This window comes from Pseudomonadota bacterium, assembly GCA_039815145.1.
Taxonomy (GTDB): domain Bacteria; phylum Pseudomonadota; class Gammaproteobacteria; order Steroidobacterales; family JBCBZW01; genus JBCBZW01.
In genome coordinates, this window is the sequence record JBCBZW010000042.1 from 19,363 (window position 1) to 37,463 (window position 18,101).

General features: G+C 66.8%; 14 protein-coding genes. 8 read left to right on the plus strand and 6 right to left on the minus strand.

From position 1 onward, the window contains the following. The first annotated feature begins 138 nt into the window (after positions 1-138). Complete coding sequence (locus AAF184_12420; protein ID MEO0423137.1) at positions 139-3,231, plus strand: diguanylate cyclase; 3,093 nt, start codon at positions 139-141, stop codon at positions 3,229-3,231. An 8-nt stretch (positions 3,232-3,239) separates the two neighbouring features. Here AAF184_12420 and AAF184_12425 read toward each other — a convergent pair whose 3' ends face one another. After that, complete coding sequence (locus AAF184_12425) at positions 3,240-3,689, minus strand: YaiI/YqxD family protein (GenBank protein MEO0423138.1); 450 nt, start codon at positions 3,687-3,689, stop codon at positions 3,240-3,242. A gap of 139 nt (positions 3,690-3,828) precedes the next feature. Here AAF184_12425 and AAF184_12430 point away from each other — a divergent pair, with 139 nt between their 5' ends. Beyond that, the gene (locus tag AAF184_12430; protein MEO0423139.1) at positions 3,829-4,905 is read left to right on the plus strand and encodes a pentapeptide repeat-containing protein; all 1,077 of its coding nucleotides are present in this window, start codon (positions 3,829-3,831) and stop codon (positions 4,903-4,905) included. A 6-nt stretch (positions 4,906-4,911) separates the two neighbouring features. Here AAF184_12430 and AAF184_12435 read toward each other — a convergent pair whose 3' ends face one another. Then, on the minus strand, positions 4,912-5,859 hold the full coding sequence (locus AAF184_12435; protein ID MEO0423140.1) for a hypothetical protein: 948 nt from the start codon (positions 5,857-5,859) through the stop codon (positions 4,912-4,914). A 167-nt stretch (positions 5,860-6,026) separates the two neighbouring features. On the opposite strand from AAF184_12435, the gene AAF184_12440 reads away from it, so the two are divergent. From AAF184_12440 to AAF184_12455, 4 genes are all read left to right on the plus strand, one after another. Further along, positions 6,027-6,422: a hypothetical protein gene (locus AAF184_12440; GenBank protein MEO0423141.1), complete on the plus strand. Its 396-nt coding sequence runs from the start codon at positions 6,027-6,029 to the stop codon at positions 6,420-6,422. 72 nt (positions 6,423-6,494) lie between these two features. Then, on the plus strand, positions 6,495-7,067 hold the full coding sequence (locus tag AAF184_12445; protein MEO0423142.1) for a hypothetical protein: 573 nt from the start codon (positions 6,495-6,497) through the stop codon (positions 7,065-7,067). 152 nt (positions 7,068-7,219) lie between these two features. Continuing rightward, the gene (locus AAF184_12450; GenBank protein MEO0423143.1) at positions 7,220-7,612 is read left to right on the plus strand and encodes a hypothetical protein; all 393 of its coding nucleotides are present in this window, start codon (positions 7,220-7,222) and stop codon (positions 7,610-7,612) included. A 159-nt stretch (positions 7,613-7,771) separates the two neighbouring features. Next, positions 7,772-9,553 carry an EAL domain-containing protein gene (locus tag AAF184_12455; protein MEO0423144.1) on the plus strand — a complete coding sequence of 594 codons (1,782 nt, stop codon included), beginning with the start codon at positions 7,772-7,774 and terminating at the stop codon, positions 9,551-9,553. A gap of 6 nt (positions 9,554-9,559) precedes the next feature. On the opposite strand, the gene AAF184_12460 is transcribed toward AAF184_12455, so the two are convergent. Beyond that, the gene (locus AAF184_12460; protein ID MEO0423145.1) at positions 9,560-12,772 is read right to left on the minus strand and encodes a chemotaxis protein CheB; all 3,213 of its coding nucleotides are present in this window, start codon (positions 12,770-12,772) and stop codon (positions 9,560-9,562) included. A gap of 285 nt (positions 12,773-13,057) precedes the next feature. On the opposite strand from AAF184_12460, the gene AAF184_12465 reads away from it, so the two are divergent. Then, the gene (locus AAF184_12465; protein ID MEO0423146.1) at positions 13,058-14,389 is read left to right on the plus strand and encodes an exo-alpha-sialidase; all 1,332 of its coding nucleotides are present in this window, start codon (positions 13,058-13,060) and stop codon (positions 14,387-14,389) included. Here the strand turns inward: AAF184_12465 and AAF184_12470 are convergent. Then, a complete protein-coding gene (locus AAF184_12470; protein ID MEO0423147.1) occupies positions 14,386-14,901 on the minus strand; it encodes a DUF4124 domain-containing protein in 516 nt (171 codons plus the stop codon). The genes AAF184_12465 and AAF184_12470 overlap by 4 nt on opposite strands. Positions 14,902-15,009: 108 nt before the next feature. On the opposite strand from AAF184_12470, the gene nth reads away from it, so the two are divergent. Continuing rightward, entirely contained in the window at positions 15,010-15,690 is a 681-nt protein-coding gene (gene nth, locus AAF184_12475) for an endonuclease III (protein MEO0423148.1), read from the plus strand. A 36-nt stretch (positions 15,691-15,726) separates the two neighbouring features. On the opposite strand, the gene mdoH is transcribed toward nth, so the two are convergent. Together mdoH and AAF184_12485 are read right to left on the minus strand one after the other, a co-directional pair. Then, positions 15,727-17,925, minus strand: coding sequence for a glucans biosynthesis glucosyltransferase MdoH (gene mdoH, locus AAF184_12480; protein MEO0423149.1), 2,199 nt, complete (start codon positions 17,923-17,925; stop codon positions 15,727-15,729). Next, on the minus strand, positions 17,894-18,101 hold a 208-nt coding region (locus tag AAF184_12485; GenBank protein ID MEO0423150.1), incomplete at its 5' end, for a glucan biosynthesis protein. The genes mdoH and AAF184_12485, both read right to left, overlap by 32 nt.

The window sequence follows — 18,101 nt, forward strand, 5'->3', positions numbered from 1 at the left end:
GGCGCGATCGTGGTGGCTACAATCCAGGGCTCCGATCGGCCTCTCCGCTGAAGGAACCAGCCCTTGCCTTTGACCGGGTCCCTGCCACGTTTTGCGAGTTCGTGCGCCTTGCGGCCGCGGCGTTGTCACGCTGCGCTGTTGGCGCTGCTCGGCGCATTGCTACTCCCCGCGGCTGTCCATGCCCTGGACCCGGACAAGCAGATCCACCACTACTTCACGGACACCTGGGGCTTGCAGGACGGGCTGCCGCAGACCCAGGTCACGGCCCTGGCCCAGGGCGAGCGCGGTTACCTCTGGGTGGGCACGCGTGGTGGCTTGGCGCGCTTCGATGGTGTGCGCTTTCGCAGCTTCACCCCGCAGTCGGCGCCCGAGCTCACGGGGGCGATCATCCGTGATCTCCACCGGGATCGTCGCGGTCGCCTGTGGGTGGCCACGTACCGGGGCGTGTCGGTTTACCACGATCAGACCTTTCGGGCGCTTCACCTAACACTTCCGAATGCCAGCGAGAGCGTCGCCTTCGACGCGCGCGAGATCGCCGAGCGGGACGACGGCACGCTGCTGGTGGCGACCGATCTCGGGTTGCTGCGCACGGCGGGAGAGCAGCTGCAGCCTTGGAGTGAGGCCAGGGAACCCGTGCACGCGGTGATGACCCGCGGCGCCGAGGTGTGGGTCGGTGGCGTCGGCCGGGTCTGGCGGGTGGATGGCGATGCGCCCGCCGCAGCGACGCCGCCCCTACCGCAGGCTTTCGCCACCGCTACGGTCTCGAGACTGCGCCACTACGAAGGGGCGGTTTGGGCGGGCACCAACCGCGGCGTCCTCCGCCTGGACGGCGGCGAGTGGCGCCAGGTCTTCGGCGCCGAGCGGGCGATCACCAATCCGGTGACGGCGATGCACGTGGATGGCGACGGCATGCTCTGGGTGGCCACGGACGAGCATCTGTTGCGCTTCTTCCAGGGCGCCCTCGTCGCAGACTCCCCGGGCGCGCCCACCTACCCGGCCATTCGCGCGTTCACTGAGGATCACGAAGGCAGCCTGTGGCTGGGGGATCACACCCTGAGCGTCGTCCGCGTGCGCAACGGGCTGACCAAGCGCTTCAGCGAGCGCCACGGGTTGGTGGAGCGCGGCATCTGGTCCGTCGCCGCCGATCCGCGTCGCAGCGATGCCCTGTGGGTGGGCGCCCTGCAGGGCCTCTACCACTTCGCCGACGATCGCTACGAACTGATCGCTGCGCCTCAAGCGCTACCGCACCCGGAGATCTACACGCTGTTCCCCGAGGACGAGCGGGTGTGGCTGGGCACCAACGGGGGTGGTGTCGCGGTGCTGCAAGCGGGCGAGGTGAGCATTCCCGGAGGCACGCAGTACCTGGTCGACGCGAAGATCAGCGGCATTCTCCGCGACCCTGAGGGGCCCTTGTGGATTGCCAGTAGCAAGGGCGTTTGTTCCTACGTGGGGACGGAGCTCTCATGCTACGGGCGCGAGGCGGGCCTGCCGAATCCCTCGGTGCGTGTGGTGCACCTGTCTGGGCGCGGTGAACTCCTGGTGGGGTCTCAGCAGGGGTTGTTCCAGCTGAGTGATGGGCGCTTCGAGCAGGTTGCGGGCGAGCTGATCCCGCTCAGCGAGGACATCACCTCCATCAGCGAACTGACCGACGGCACCCTGGTCGTCGGGTCACTCTCCTCTCACGTCTACCTGCGCCGCGAGGGCGAGTGGTACCGCTACGGCATGGAGGACGGACTGCCGGAGCTTACGCCGTTCTTCGCTGCTCGGGATCAGTCGCGTTTTCTGTGGCTGGCGGGCCTGCGCGGTCTGTATCGCATCCCCTTCGCCCAGTTCTCCGCCTACGAGCGCGGCGCCATCACCAGCCTTCAAGGTCAGATGCTCCTCACCGAGCGCGGTGATGTGCTCGGCTCGGACAAGGCCTACTGTTGCAACGGCGCGGGGCGTGCCAAGGGCGTGTTCGGCGACGGCGTGCTCTGGCTGCCCACCCGCGACGGGGTCATCGCCGTGGACAGCGAGCGCGTGCAAAGCAACCCGCACCAGCCCGAGGTGGTGGTGGAGCAGGTCGATGCGGGCGAGGGCTGGCAGGATTTCTCCCGGGCCGGCGCCGTGGTGCTCGCACCCGGTAATCGCAACCTATCGCTGCGCTTCACCGGCTTGAGCTTCGCGTCACCTCAGAGCGTTCGCTTCCGCTACCGCATGCGAGGCTTCGACAGCGAGTGGCGGCGCCCTGGGGATAAGGCACTGCGCACGGCCTTCTACACCAACCTGCCGCCGGGGCGCTACACCTTCGAGGTGACGGCAGCCAACAACGCGGGGGTGTGGAGAGAGCAGCCGGCCGCCGTCGAGGTGCACGTGCTGCCGCAGTTCTATGAGACCAGATGGTTCCGGGCCTCCCTGGTGTTTGCCGTGCTCGGCTTGATCTGGCTCGGGTTCCGCCTGCTGCTGGAGGGCCAGCGACGCCAGCGTGCCCGCCTGCGGGCCTTGGTGCAGGCGCGCACCCAGGAACTGCAGGAGGCCAACCGTCACCTGCGCGAATACAGCCGGCGCTTGGAGAGCGCCTCGAGCACCGATCCCCTGACGGGCCTGTGGAATCGCCGTTACCTCGACGATCAGCTGCCCATCGATCTGTCCGTGCTGGAGCGCAAGCTGCAGGCCACGGGAGACAGCGAGCTGGTCACCGTGTTCGCGTTGGTAGACCTCGATCACTTCAAGGCCTTGAACGACCAGCACGGCCACGGTGCCGGCGACCAGGTGTTGCGTGAGTTCGCCGCCCTGGTGAGTGCGTTGGTGCGCGAGAGTGACTACGTCGTGCGCTGGGGCGGGGAGGAGTTTGTGATCGTGCTGCGCGACGTGTTGCCCGGCGATGCCCAGCGCACCCTGCAACGGCTGTGTCAGGCGGTGGCCGATCATCCCTTCGATCTGCTGAGCCACGGCGATGAGCCCTTGCGCGTCACCTGCTCGATCGGCTTCGCGTGCTATCCGTTCATGCCCCTCGCTGAGAACACTTTCACCTGGGAGCGTACGATCGAGGTGGCAGATGTCGCCCTCTATATGGCCAAGCACGCCGGGCGCAACCGGGTGCACGGGTTGCTCGCGGGCGATGAGGCTTCAGCAGCTAACGTGACTGTCAAGCAGGTGCGGGCACAAACCGACGCCCTGATCCAGGGCGGCGTCCTACGCCACGTCGAGCTTGGTGCGCCAGAGCGTTCGTCAACGGAGCGTAATCACTAGCTCTGGCCCTAGCCGTGCTGCGCCAGGAGGCGATCCAGGGCGTTGGCGAAGGCTTGCTTCTCGCGTTGGCCGAACGCGCTCGGGCCTCCCCCCATCTCCACCCCGCTCGAGCGCATCGTATCCATGAAGTCACGCATGTTGAGGGCGGCGCGTACGTTCTCGCGCGTGTAGAGCTCGCCGCGGGGGTTGAGGGCCTGGGCCTGCTTGTCGATGGTCTCGGCGGCGAGGGGGATGTCGGCGGTGATCACCAGGTCCCCGGCGTTCACGCGGCGCACGATTTCGTGATCGGCGGCATCGAACCCCTTAGGCACCTGCAGCATGGTGACGTTCGCTGCGCGCGGGACGCTGAGCGCCTGGTTGGCGACGAGCGTCAGCGGCACACCCGTGCGCGCGGCGGCCCGGAACAGGATCTCCTTGATGACCCCAGGGCATGCGTCGGCATCAACCCAGATGTGCATGGCGGCGTCTCGTAGATGCGGCTGGTGATCGCGCATTGTACCCGTAAGCGCTGCCCAGCTTTGCCGCGATCGAGCGCGCTGGGTACCCTGACCACTGCATGCGCTGGCAGCGGGATAGCCGGCACGCACGGAGGGACGAATGAGCGGACCGCGCAAACGCACGGTGATCACGCAGGCGGGGCGGGCCTTGCTCGCCGGCAAGCGCGCATGGCGCACGTGGCGCAAGGAAAACCCCAACGCGCCAACGCCTGATCTTCGGCAGTTACCGCTCACGGGGCGCGATCTGAGCAGCCTCGATCTCACCGCCGTGGACCTGCGCGGTGCGGATCTCTCCCAGTCCAACCTGCGCCGTACGCGGCTGGAGGGCGCAAATCTCGATGGTTGTCGGGCGCGCTTCACCCGGTTCAGCGAGGCGCGCTTCGCCGACGCCACCTTGCGCAAGGCGGACCTGCGCGCCTCGAGCCTGCGTCGGGCGGACCTGCGTCGAGCGGACTTCACCAAGGCTGTCATGCGCTTTACGAGCATGGCGGGGGCGAACGTGGACGAGGCGATCTTCGCCGAGGCCGAGGTCTACGGCGTTGGCGCCTGGGCCCTGCGCGGGGAGCCATCGAATCAGCGCGGCCTCATCATTCGCGAGCGAGAAGGTGAGGTGGCGACCACCGTGGATGATCTCGAGACGGCCCAGTACCTGTTTCTGCTGCGCGAGAACCGCAAGATCGCCGATGTGATCAACACGGCCAGCCACCGCACTATCCTGCTGCTGGGGCGGTTCACCGGGCCCAACGCCCACGTGTTGCAGGGCCTTCGCGATCACCTGCTGGAGCGCAACTTCGTGCCGGTGGTGTTCGATTTTGCCCAGCCGATCGGCCGAGACCTAACGGAGACGATCACTGGCCTGGCGCACATGGCCTGCTTCGTGATCGCCGATCTCACGGGTGCGCGCAGCGTGCCGCAGGAGCTCAGCCACATCGTGCCGTTCCTGCCGTCTGTGCCGGTGATTCCCCTGCTCGCGAAGGGGCAGCCGCTGTACTCCATGTTCGAGCACTTCCGGCGCTACCCCTGGGTGTACGAGCCGGTGGAGTACGACGATCTGGAGCACCTGCTCCAGATCGCCGAGAAACAGATCATCAGCGTGGGCTTCCACGCCGCCATGCGCGCCCGTGGGGTGAGTGGCGCGCGCCTGCCTCGGCCCGCGCCGCGCTCGAGGCGTCGCTGAGGCGGCTCAGCTCCCCGCCGAGACCAGGCCGCCGCCGCCGGTGGTCATGGGCAACCAGCTGTAGATCTGCAGGCCGGGCTTCACCCGCGCATGCTCCTGAGCGTTGTAGCAGCGCTTCTTCGCCAGGCGCGAGCCGAGCTCCGAGTTGTCCACGCAGATCGTCTTCGGAATGCGCTTGTTGTTGGAGTAGTGCAGGGAGGAGCTGAGCACGGTCATGTTCTTCGGCTCACCGTCGACCTCGCCGGGGATGAAGCGCGACGCTTCTACGGACTCGTGGGCCTTGTCCATGAGCATGTCCTTATCGCCGGTCAGGGGGTTGGCGCGGCTACGGGCGTTGGTGGGTGCGCCCGTATCGTCCACGTCCACGTAGACCACCAGGCGGAAGGCGCCATCGTCCACGCATGCTTCGCGCGGCTCGCGCCCGTTGGCGCAGGCATCCGTGTCGAGCATGCGCTCGTACCAGGTCTCTCGACTGGTCAGGATCTCCTGGGGGGCGATGTAGTTGTCGCCATGTTCCTTGGAGTACAGGCCGAGGTTCGGGTAGGCCTTGGTCTCGCAGCGGTCGCCCACGCAGCGAACCCTCACGCGCACGCTCATGACCACGTCGACCGGCTTGCCGTTCTCCTCGGCAGGCTTGAACTTGGCGCGGCGCAGGCCCGCGTAGGTGGCGCCGAGCACGCTCTCGGAGGTGCTCCCCTTGGCGCCCTCCGCGAGGCCGCACTTGGAACCGGCGGCCTTGCCCTTGCTGGTGACCAGGACCTGACAGTTGATCGAGGCCACGCCGTTGGCCCATCTCATGTTCTTAGGTCGCTCCACCACGCTACTCAGCGGGATCTTGCCCCCGTCGGGCAGCGCCGGTGAGTAGGACGCGTGAGCGGTCGAGCCGAGCGCGAGCGCGGCGACAAGCGTTGAAATGAGGGGCGCTGCCAGGCGGCGGGCGGTGGATAGCTTCATTGGGGAGACTCCTCCGTGTTGAGCTGTTGCGACGGCACAACGTTTGGTCCGATTCTTTACCGATCGGCTTGCCAGAGGTGAGCTTACACCGTTCGCGGATTGGCAGCATTTCATTTAATTTGCGCGCAAACACATATGGCTGTGGCGTGTCGGAGGGAGGCGTATCGATGGTGCAACAACGAGTGCCTGTGGCGGCGTTTTTTCTGCTGCTTGGTGTGTTTTTTGGCCTCATCACGGGGCCCGCGGCAGAGGCGGGAGAGGTCGAGGTGGTGGCGGTGGACGTGCAGCATCAGCAGGGGGGCCGCTATCGCTTCGCCGTGACCTTGCGCCATCAGGATGAGGGATGGGCCCACTACGCGGATGCGTGGGAAGTGCGCGGTCCGGACGGCGAAGTGTTCGGGCGACGAGTGCTGGCGCACCCTCACGTGGACGAGCAACCGTTCACTCGGTCCTTGAGCGGCGTGAAGGTGCCCGCGGGGATCGCCGAGGTGACGGTGGTGGCACACGACAAGGTGCACGGCGAGAGCGCCGCCTTCAAAGTCCCCCTGCCGCCGGCTGGGTAGAGTTCAGAAACGGAGCTTGATCAGTCACATATAGGCGATAAAATATACTAGAACACACGACTTGAGAATCTCGTGGGCAGGAAGTCAACGCTGGATGAAGCCGCCGTCTTTCGCTACGTCGGCGCCACCCTCGCCAAGGCAGGCGCGGTCACGCTGCAGGGCGTGGTCGAGGGCACCGGGTTCTCCATGGGCTCGCTCTATCACCGCTACCGCTCCCGCGAAGGCTTGCTGGCCCATGCCTGGTTGGATGCGCTGGAGGCGTTTCAGAACCAGTTCGCCGACCTGATCGAGCACGGTGGCGTGGAGGCGGGCGCCCGCGCGGCCATGCTCACACCCGCCTTCTGCCGCCATCACCCGGCCCGCGGTGTCGTGCTCGCGTGCTGTCGCGCCTCGGAGTTTGTGGGTGAGAAGACGCCGCCGGCCCTGCGCGAGCGCATCGACTTGGCCAATCGTCGTGGGGCGGGGGCGTTGAAGCGGTTCTCCCAGCGCACGCAGGTGGACCTGATGACTTGCCAGCTCGCCGTGGTCGGCATGCCCCTGGGCGCGGTGCGCCTGTTCCTGCCAGCGCAGCCCGTCCCCCTCTCCATCGACGAGCGAGTGCAGACGGCTTACTGGGCGCTAATGAAGTCACCCCAGGTGGCTTGAGGTGAGTTGATCACGGCACCGGTCTGCGCGAGGGTTGTTGGCCGAGCGAACCCGCCAGCGCCAGGCAAATGCTGCCGCACCATCGCTCGTTTTGCCGCCCGCCCTGGGGCGCTTTCGCAGTGCCTACCGTCCAACGGCTAGAGTGACTCGTGATGACCGCCGCAGCGCTCTACATCGAAGACGGTCGATTCGACCGCACCGTCTTCGCCACGCACTTCAACGCCATGAACCGTGAAGACCTCACCCTGGACGTTGCCGAAAGCGTGGAGGCTGGTCTGAGAGTCTTACGAGCGCGCATGCCGGACATCATCTTCCTCGACAATCGGGTGCCACCCCACGAGGACTACGAGGAGAGCCTTGCCGAGCTGACGAACGCAGGCTTCGTCGGGCCCGTCGTTCTCATCACAGGCCTTCCCACTCTCGAAATGCAGGATGCGGTCGACGGCGCCGGACCTGTGTGCGCGTTGCTCGACAAACGCGGCCTCAGTGCGACGCGCTTGACCGAGGTGATCACCCCATTGCTCGCCCGATTGCCGAATGGCTAGATTTGTAGCGCCTTGCAACAAGTCAGCGAGAAACGTGATCTACATCACGCCGTCGGTGGATTGCTATCAATACATTCGTCGTGTGGATTCTGTTAACTGGGCGAGTTGTCGGGTCGGGTTCGTCGCACTCGCGCGTACCCGCCGGACCGGAGTAAGTGGATGACCCCCGGATCCAGTACCTATCGACCCTCGGCAACCGATAGCGACACCCTGCAAAGTTATATCGCCGAGTTGCAGCAGCAGTACCTGGAGATGTGCCGCGTCCGTGACGAGCTCGAAACGTCGCGCGAGTGGTATCGCTTCATGTTCCAGAACTCGCCTGTCGCCTACCTGTGCTTCGACCGCTTCGGCGTCGTGAGTGACGCCAACGATCGCGCCCTCGAGATTCTCGGGCAGAGCGCCGATCGGGTGATCGGTAAGCCCGGCTTGCTGTTCTTCTCCACTGCGGGCAGGCGTGCCTTTGCCACCCACATTCGTCATGTGCTGGAGGAGGGGCAGCGGGAGATCGAACTCGAACTGAGCTCGCCCGTCCACGGTTGGCAGCACGTGCTCATGTCGAGCATCCCGATCCCCCACGAGTCCGGCACGCCCACCCACTGCCAGTCTGCGCTGATCAACATCTCCGAGTTGAAGCGCACGCAAGAGCGCCTGGTGCAGACCCGCGATCACATGGAGACCCTGGCGCACCACGATGCTTTGACCGGGTTACCTAATCGCCTCCTATTCACGGATCGCCTTGAGCATGCGATCAATCGGGCTAGCCGAGAGAATTTGATAGGGGCGGTAATTTTCTTTGATCTCGACCGGTTCAAGGTGATCAATGACTGCCTCGGGCACGAGGCTGGGGATACGCTGCTCAAGCAGATGGCTCAGCGCCTGCGCGAGACCACCCGTGCGGAAGACACCGGTGCCCGCTTCGGCGGTGATGAGTTCACCATCCTCCTCGAGAACATCGTCAATCACGAGAACGCGGAGAACGTCGCGCGCAAACTGCTGGCCAGCTTCGAGCGCCCCGTGGCGCTCAACGGGCAGACTGTGCGGGTCACCCCCAGCATCGGGATCGCGATGTTTCGGGGTAACGATCTGGAGGCGGGGGAGATCATTCGCCGCGCCGATGTGGCCATGTACGCGGCGAAGGCGGCCGGCGGCGCTACGCACCATCTGTTCAAGGCGGCGGACGACGAGCTTGGCGATCGCCACGAGCTCGAGACCCAACTCTACTCGGCGCTCAACGAGGAGCAGTTCCGGGTGGTGTTCCAGCCCCAGTTCCGCTCGGACGGTGCCACCGTCGCGGGGCACGAAGCGCTCGTGCGCTGGGAGCACCCGCAGCGCGGCACCCTGCTGCCGAACGACTTCGTGCCCCTCGCGGAGGAGGCCGGGTTCATCGGTGAGCTGGGCTTGTGGGTATTGCGCGAGGCCTGTCGCCAGAACATGCGCAACGGCGACGGCAAGACGCCGATGGCCCGCATCGCCGTAAACGTCTCACCCCTGCAGCTGGCTGCCGGCAATCTGGTCGAGGCCGTGCAGAGCGTGCTCGATGAGACGGGCCATCCCGCCGACTACCTGGAGTTGGAGATCACCGAGACAGCCGTGATGTCAGAGCCGTCCACGGTGGTCGGCGTGCTCGATCGCTTGCGGGCAATGGGCGTGAGCATCGCGGTGGACGATTTCGGCACCGGCTACTCGTCCCTCGTGCTGCTCAAGCGCTTCCCGATCAATCGCCTGAAGATCGATGGTTCTTTCGTGCAGGGCATCGAGGATCAGCCCTCGGACCGAACGATCGCCCAAGCGATCATCTCCCTCGCGCAGCAGATGGCCATGGAGGTGGTGGCGGAGGGCGTCGAGACCCGCGCCCAGTTCGACTTCCTGCAGGATGCGGGTTGCGAGCTGTTTCAGGGCTATCTGTTCTCGCCCCCGGCGGACACCCTGTACCACGCCTGAGCGCTGCTAGCTCAGATCAGCTCGCGGCAGCGTGAAGCTCACGGTCGTGCCCTTGCCCACCGTCGACTCCAACCAGATGTGCCCACCGTTGCGCTCGATGATGCGTTTGCAGATCGGCAATCCGGCCCCCACGCCGGTAGGCCCTTCGCCGGCGTTGGGGGCAATCAGGCCGAACACTTCGAAGGCACGGTCGAGTTCGCGCTCCGACATCCCGTAACCCGAATCCTTGATGCGCAGGGTGATCATCTCGTTGCTGCGCTCGTGGCTGACCTGCACGCGGGCGGGCCGCGCGGAGTAGCGAACGGCGTTGTCGAGGAGGTGGTAGAAGACCCGGATAAGCTGACTGCGATCGACGTACACTTCGGGGAGCTCGTCGATTTCGATTTTGGCGCCGTCGGCATCGATCAAGGGGCGCAGGAGTTCGATGGCTTCGTAGCAGGCGGCTGCGCTGCTGGCAGAGGCGGGTGGGGTGCCGCGGGTCTCCACGCGGGCGAACTCCAGCAATCCCTTGATCATCTGCACCGCCTGATCCGCTGCCTCGCCAGCAGCACGAAGCATTTCGCCTTCGTGATCCAGGAGTCGATCGCCCATGGATTGCTGTAGGGCGCCGCTGGCGGTGCCGACGATGCGCACCGGCTCCTGCAGGGCGTGAGAGACGGCGTAGGCGAAGCGTTGCAGCTCCTCATGAGAGGCGCGCAGCTTGCGGCTCGCGCTCATCACGCGCTCGACGCTGACGAAGGTGACGACGACGCCGATCACCTGCTCCTCAGCGTCCCGGTACGGGGTCATGCGCAGCAGTAGGGTGGCCCCAAAGCGGTCGCGTACTTCGGTCTCGAAGAGCTGCTGGTCGCGTAGCACCTGCTCGAGGTGCTCGTTGAAATCCTCGAATTCGATGTGCTTTTCGAGGTGGGCGATGGGGCGCCCGATGTCCTGTTCCAGCAAGTTGAACTGATAGGCGGCGGTCGGGGTGAACTTGCGGATGCGCAGCTCGCTGTCGAGGAACACGGTGCCGATCTCCGTGCTCTTGAGGAGGTTGTGCATGTCCGAGGTGAGCTCGGTGAGCTCGTTGATCTTGCCTTCGTGTTCGCGGTTCACCGTGTAGAGCTCCTCGTTCACCGAGTGCAGCTCTTCGTTCGTGCTCTGCAGTTCCTCGTTGGCGGCCATCAGCTCTTCGTTGGTCGCCTGCAGCTCCTCGTTGCTGGTCTCGAGGTCTTCCACCGCCGTCTGCAGGTGCTCGCGGGTGTAGCGAAGCTCCGTCTCCAGGTCCAGTACCTGGTCATCGGTGCTGTGCGAGTAGTCCATTTGGATCGGCGTGATGCTTGGCTCCGGCCGCGCCGACTCCTCGAAGCTGAGCAGGATGTAGGCTGGCGTGTCACGGCCCTGCTGGGGCAGGGGGCGTGCGCGGAGGTCGATCCTTTTCAGCTCGCCATCAAGGGTCACCTTGATGCCGTTCAGTGACAGAGGCTCTCCGGTGCTGTGGACCTTTTGCAGAGCGCTGATCACGGCCAATCGCAGGTCCGCGATGACCAGCTCTGAGAGGTATAGGCTGGCCACGCCGGTCTGCGAATGCAGGAATCGGCGTGCGTCGCCGAAGGTGTGGGCGATCTCCCCCGACCCGCTCACCAACACCGAGGCCGGCATGTACTGCTCCATGAGCACGTCGTAGGCGCGGATCAAGCTGGCGGGGCGCCCGCCAACCGCGCCACGGGAGAAGCTCGGTGCCATCGGAGCGCGGTGCTCGTCCATCGGCGGGCGGCGCACGGGGGGCACGCGGAACGAGGCGTTGGCGATGCGTCGCTCCGTGCGCTTGGTGAACACCTTGAAACGGTTGTTCTCGGTGCTGAAGTCGTTCACTAGATCGCCTAGGGATTCACTTGGGCCGAGGAACAGGAAGCTGTCTTTGAGTAGGGCGAAGTGGAACATCGCCAGGGCGTTCCGCTGGGCCTCGGCGTCGAGGTAGATCAGCATGTTCCGACACACCACCATGGCGAGCTTGGTGAAGGGCGGGTCGGTGGTGACGTCCTGGCGGGCGAACACCACCATCTTGCGAATGTCCGGCTTGACCAGGTAGCCCTTGGTCACGCGCGCGAAATGACGCGCCAGCCGCTCCTGCGGTAGGGAGGCCACCTGATTCTCGTTGTAGACGCCGCTCGCGGCAAACTCCAGCGACCCCTTATGGACGTCGGTGGCGAAGATCTTCACCGGCAGCTGGATACGCTGCGCCTCCATGGCCTCACGGACCAATATCGCGAGGCTGTAGACCTCTTCGCCGGTGGCGCAGCCAGGCGTCCAAATGCGTAGATCGCCCTGTGCCTGCGCACGGGTGAGCAGTCGCGGGATGATCTCCTCTTCGAGGTAGGACCAGGCGGTGCTGTCGCGGAAGAATGCGGTGACGCCGATCAGCAGGTCGCGGTAGAGCTGATCGAGTTCCTCCGGGTTGGCGGAGAGGAAGTCGACGAACTCCTCCATGGTGGTGAGGTGCGCCTCGTGCATGCGCCGCTCGATCCGCCGCGCCACGGTGGCGATCTTGTAGTTGTTGAAGTCCAGGCCACACTCGCGCCGAAGCAGGGCGAACACGCCCCCGTACACCGGGTTATCGCTCGGCTCCGGGATGGGTAGCTCTTGCTTGTCCCGAATGCGCACGAGAGCCGGGGGGATGTGCTCCGGCGCCAGCACCAGATCGACCACGCCGGTGGCCACCGTGTTGTTGGGCATGCTGTCGAAGCCCGAGGAGTCGGAGGTCTGGGCGATGACCAGGCCTCCGACGTCGTGCACGGCCCTCGCCCCCTCCGCGCCATCATCCCCGGTGCCGGACAGGACGACGGCGATCGCCGCTTCGCCCCATTGCTCGGCGAGGGACACGAAGAAGTGATCGATCGGTCGTTGGCGCGCGGCGTCGGCGGAGATGGGCACCGGCTGAAGGGTCTGGCGGGTGGTGAGCAGCTCGCAGCCTTCGGGCATCACGTAGAGGTGATTGGCCTGGATGGTGAGGGCGTCACGCACCGAGTGGATCGGCATGCGCGTACGCCGCCCGAGCACCTGGTCCATGACGCTCTCGAAGTCCGGTGCGAGGTGCTGGACCACCACGAAGGCCATGCCCGTATCCACCGGCAGGGACTCCACGAAACGCTCGAGCGCCTCGACCCCGCCGGCGGACGCACCGATGCCGACCAGGTGCGTCGCGGCCGTCAGCTGACTCCCCACCACAGTGTCGTCCACGATGTTGGCTCCTCACCGGTTTGCGGGTGCGTGCACCGCGCCAGGATGCGGCGGTGTTTTGGGATCAGCATACCCTGGGATATCGAGCGGAGCGACGATTATTGTCATCTTCGTTTCCCGCGATCGGCTCGCGCCAGGGGTAGCCTGGGCGGCACGCTGGGGCCGCAGCTCGCTACGCCGCAGGTAGCGCGAAACAGGTGGCGCTCCTGGGTGGATTGCAGTCGGCGACATCGCATCGCGCAGGGGGGCTACCGGGCGTGCTCGCAATCGCGCCGACCATGCGACATGCTCGCCATCCCACCCGTGCTGGAGAGTCACTTGCGATTGCTGCTCATCCCCTCGCTGGCGAGCGCACTGCTCTGCGCCACGATCACCTTGGCCGCGGGCGATGATGGTCCGGTCGACGCCGTCGCGTTGCTGCCGACGCCGGCGAGCGCCATGAGCGCGCAGCCGCACCTTGCAGGCGTAGGGGACACGTTGGTGCTCAGTTGGCTCGAGCCCGACCCGGCGGGGGGCAAGGTGCTGCGCCAAGCGGTGATGGACGATGCCGGCTGGGAGACCCGACCGGCCGTGGCCGCCGGACGACGTTGGTTCGTCAACTGGGCGGACTTCCCCTCGGTGGTGCCCATCGACGATCAGGGGCTATGGGCCGCCCACTGGCTGCAACGCCGCCCGGGGGGGCGTTACAGCTACGACGTGTTCCTGAGCCTCTCGCAGGACGCCGGCCAAACCTGGTCGGCGCCACTCATTGCGCACACGGACGACACGGCGACGGAGCACGGCTTCGTCAGCCTCTTCCCCTGGGACGGCGTGGTCGGCGCACTCTGGTTGGACGGCCGCTACACCGGCGGCGACCACCACCAGCACGGTGCGGCGCAGAGCGATCGTTCGCAGGCGCGCGGCATGACCCTGCGGGCCGGGCGCTTCTCGCCGCTCGGTGAACGCCTGCAGGCCGTGGAAGTGGATGATCTGGTCTGCGACTGCTGCCAGACCGACGTCACGGTGAGCAGCGCCGGACCCGTGGCGGCCTACCGAAACCGTACGCTGGACGAGCTGCGTGACATCCACATCGCCCGCCTCGTGAATGGGCGATGGACCGTGGGCGGCCCCGTGGGAACGCGTCGCTGGCAGGTGCGAGGATGCCCCGTGAACGGCCCCGCCATCGACGCAGACGGCGATCGCGTGGCCGTGGCCTGGTACAGCGGTGCGGATGATGAGCCGCGCGTCAGCGTCGCCTGGTCAGCGGATGCGGGGGCTCACTTCGGACCGGCGGTGACGATCGATGCGCGCTCGCCCCTCGGTCGGGTGGATGTGTCGTTGCTGAACACCGTGCCGGGCGCCTTAGTGAGCTGGTTGGGCCGAGGTTCGGATGGTGAGGCGGGGCAGCGCGCGCAGATCAGCGTGCGTTTCGTCGGCGAGGATGGACGGGTGGGGCCGATCCTGCCCTTGGTGCAGACCCTGGCCGCGCGGCCCTCCGGGTTTCCCCAGCTCGCCCTGTGGCGCGAGCAGCTGGTCCTCGCCTGGACTGACGCGGAAGCGGAGCGGGTGCGCTCGGCGCGCGTGCCCCTGGCGGCGCTGCTGCCCCGGGCGCTCGGCGAGGGTGTTCCGGCGGACTAGCGTTCGCCTAACGGTAAGCTTTGGCTGCGGGCCACGCGCTGGGCGTGGATGCTGGAGTTGATGCTCACCGGGCGTCTCGGCCCGCTCAGCCCTCGCTGGCCCAAGGCTTGTCGCTGCGCCTGGCCAAGGCTCGGGTCGTTCGGTCTCGTTACGGGTACCGCCGGTAGGACGCTGAAGAACCAGCCGTCACGGCGCACCGTGGGCGGTGGGGTGATTGGCGTCACGACTGGCTGTACCACGTGCGTCACCGGGCTTGGTGCCACGACCGCCTGCGTCACCGGCTCGGGTGCCGCGCGCACGGTCGGTGTCGCGCGCACGGTCGGCGTGGCCACCGGCACGGTGATCGCTTCCGCGCGTTTGGTGAGTGGAGGCGTGTCGCTCAGGTGCACGATGCCGTCGCCGTCGACCCAACGGTACACCTCGCGCGCGTGGGATAGGTCCACGGCGCTGAGCGTGAGGATCGCAGCCCCGAGGGTGCTTGCGAACAGGGCTGTCGTGCGGCGTGAGAACATCGTTTCTCCGAGCGGCTAGTACAGAAGGATAGACCGTTTTCGGTGCCGTAAGTTCCCCACGACGGGGCGGCCGCTGGAGCGCAGGATTATCGATGAGAGAGGGGGGCGATGGGTAAGCGCCAGGCGATGGGCGGTGAGTTGGATGGCGCTGACGTAGAGGCAGTCTTTCGAGCGATTGCCGAAGCGATGCCCGGCCGGGTGCGAGGCGCCAAGGGGCCGAAGGGCCAGCCTGACGCCTTTCGCGGGTGTATCTCCTGCATGCTCTCCGCCCAGTCCCGCGATGCGAACACGGCGCTCGCCAGCAAGGCGTTGTTCCGCCTGGCGCGCTCGCCCCGAGGGCTGCTCGCCTTGGACCAAGCCACGATTGCCCAGGCGATTCGCCCCTGTGGGCTATACAACATGAAGGCGCGCAACATTCACAAGTTCTGCAGGGCGCTGCTCGACGAGCACGGTGGGGTGGTACCGGACACGCGGGAGGGGCTGATGTCCCTGCCGGGGATCGGTCGCAAGTGCGCCGACATCGTGCTGCAGTTCCACTTCGAGCAGGACACGATCGCTGTCGACACCCACGTGCACCGCGCCTGCAATCGCACGGGCCTCGCCCGCGGCGCGACTGCGGATCAGACCGCGCGCGCCCTCGAGGCGCGTGCCCCTGACTGGGCGATGGCCGAGGGGCACTTCTGGCTGATTCAGTTCGGCAAGCGCGTGTGCACCTCGCGTGCCCCCAAGTGCACCGAGTGTCCCGTGGCGACCCTATGCGTCCATCGGCAATCGGAGCAGGAATCCTAGCAGCTCGCAACCGAGTGGAATCGTTAGGTTCTGTTTCTACAGCATCGCCCCGGAGCGCCGCCAGGCTGCGGTCGGCGGCACGACCACCTGACGATCCGCGTCGAAGTTCTCGAAGAAGGGTCGGTAGTTGATGAGCGCCTTGAGCTGAGGGCCATCCAGCCAATCGGCGAGCTCCTCGATGTCCGTGCAGCGATCCGCCTTGGCGAGGGCGCTCAGCAGGGCTTCTTCGTAGTCGGTCACCTGCGACGGCGGTGCGGGGAGCTGCGCGCAGTGCCAGCGCCGGAGCTGGCGGTCCAGCGCCAGCCGCCGCAGGGGCGATGGCTCGGGTGTCGCCTGTGGCAGGCGCTCGCGCCAGTGGGCAACCCGCGCGACGAGGGCGTGGGGTTGGCACTCACTCGGCACGCGACCGAGGCCCAGCCAGTGCGTGAAGCGTCCGAGTCGTGTGCTGGCGCTCGCCATCGACAGGGGGATCGACAGCACGAGGCCGAGCGTGAGCGGCGCCAGCCAGTAGAGCAGATCCCGCTCGACCCAGGCGGCGGTGGCGGCGAGGGAGATCCCCAAGAGGGTGTCGAACCAGTGCGCACGGCAGGCATCGACGAAGGCCAGTCGCGCGCCCTCGCGCTGCTGGGGCTTCCAGCCGCTGTCCGCGCCGACCAGCACGGCGGCCACCGTGCGACATTGGGCGGCCATCAGGACGGGGGCGTAGAGCGCCGAGGCCAGGGTCTCGAACACTACGCTCGCCGTCAGGTTCAAGGGCCCCGCAAAGGCTCGCCAGCGACGCGGTTGCAGCAGCAGGTGGACCAGGGACAGCAGCTTCGGCGCGAGCACCACCGCCACGGTCACGCCGAGCAGCTGGACCGCGCGTTCCGTGTCGAACACGGGCCAGGTGGGGAACAACGAGGGCTCGGCGAAGTAGTCCGGCGGCACCAACTGCACCTGCAGGGCGAGCCCCAAGCCGCAGAGGATGAGGGCGAACCACACGGGCGCGCTGAGGTAAGCGTAGATGCCCTGCAGCAGATGCAGGCGGCTCATGGTGCGCAGGCCCCGGGCGCCAAGCACGCGTGCGTGCTGGAGGTTGCCCTGGCACCACCGTCGATCGCGCACGATCGTCTCCACCAGGGAGGGAGGTGCCTCCTCGTAGCTGCCGCCGAGGTCCGCATCGAAGCGTACGCCCCAACCGGCGCGGCGCAGGAAGGCCGCCTCGATGAAGTCGTGGCTGAGCAGATGGCCGCCGAAGGGCGGATTGCCCGGCAGCACCGGCAGCCTGGCCGCCTCGGCAAAGGCCTCGATGCGGATGATGGCGTTGTGTCCCCAGTAGTTGCCCGAGCGTCCGTGCCAGGCGGCGAGGCCGCGGGCGTGCAGGGCGCCGTAGCAGGCGCCGGCGAACTGCTGCAAGCGGGCGAAGAGCGTGCGGCCTCCGGCGACCACCGGCAGGGTCTGAATCAACCCAAGATCCGGGTTAGCCTCGAGGCGCGCCGCGAGGCGACTGACGCAGTCGGCGCTCATCAGGCTGTCCGCGTCGAGGATTACCATCGCGTCCCAGGCGGCGCCCTGGCGCGCCACCCAGTCGGCGATATTGCCGGCCTTGCGCTCGTGATTGTCTCGGCGTCGTCGGTAGTAGAGCGGACACCCCTGCGGCGCTCGCTGCGCAGCATCGGCAAAGACTGTCTCCTCGGTGAGGATCGCACCGGAGTCTCGCGTGTCACTCAGGAGGAATATCGCGACGGCGCCCTCCTGCGAGGTGGGTGGGGCGGCCGCGATGGCCTCTGCCATGGCGAGGGCCCGCGCGCCGACGCTGTTGGCATCTTCCTGATAGACCGGAATCAACAGCGCCGTGCGCAAGGTGCGAGCGCGCGGCGCTCGACGGTCGCGGGAGCGGCTGACGGCAAATCCGATCACCGATTGGGCCAGGGTGAGCGCGACCCAGCTGAAGTTGAGGGCGAACAGCACCAGGAAGGCCCATTCCAAGGGCGTGATGCCGCCGGCGGCGATCACCCCGTGAGCCTCGCGGATACCGAAGGTGCATAGCGCGAGGGTCAGGGCAAGCACGAGCAGGCGGGTCAGCGCCAGCCGCAGTCGTTGAGTCCATGGCCTCGCACTTCGTCGCAGGCGCGTGGGGCGGCGATGCAGCGCCGGCGCGTGCAGTGCGAGGGGGGCCTCGGGCGGCATCGCCGGGGCGATCACCGCGGGGGTGTCGATGGCCTCAAGGGGTGAGGCGATAGAGCCAGGTTTCACCGATGGGCACTCCCTCGTGCTCGGGAACGAGGCGCAGTTCCGCCTCCTTCCTCAGGGGCAATCGGTAGTCGATTACCACCCGAAATCCTTGGGTATGCGGGTTGCGTTGCACCCGCGTGGTGGCGGCCAGTTCCGTTGGCGCTTGTAGTCTTGGGGTGATGGCATCGAGCATGGCC

Coding starts and splice junctions, on each gene's coding strand:
- AAF184_12440 (MEO0423141.1), top strand. CDS start 6,027: ATGGTGCAACAACGAGTGCCTGTGGCGGCGTTTTTTCTGCTGCTTGGT.
- AAF184_12455 (MEO0423144.1), top strand. CDS start 7,772: ATGACCCCCGGATCCAGTACCTATCGACCCTCGGCAACCGATAGCGAC.
- AAF184_12430 (MEO0423139.1), top strand. CDS start 3,829: ATGAGCGGACCGCGCAAACGCACGGTGATCACGCAGGCGGGGCGGGCC.
- AAF184_12450 (MEO0423143.1), top strand. CDS start 7,220: ATGACCGCCGCAGCGCTCTACATCGAAGACGGTCGATTCGACCGCACC.
- nth (MEO0423148.1), top strand. CDS start 15,010: ATGGGTAAGCGCCAGGCGATGGGCGGTGAGTTGGATGGCGCTGACGTA.
- AAF184_12435 (MEO0423140.1), bottom strand. CDS start 5,859: ATGAAGCTATCCACCGCCCGCCGCCTGGCAGCGCCCCTCATTTCAACG.
- AAF184_12425 (MEO0423138.1), bottom strand. CDS start 3,689: ATGCACATCTGGGTTGATGCCGACGCATGCCCTGGGGTCATCAAGGAG.
- AAF184_12470 (MEO0423147.1), bottom strand. CDS start 14,901: ATGTTCTCACGCCGCACGACAGCCCTGTTCGCAAGCACCCTCGGGGCT.
- AAF184_12465 (MEO0423146.1), top strand. CDS start 13,058: ATGCTCGCCATCCCACCCGTGCTGGAGAGTCACTTGCGATTGCTGCTC.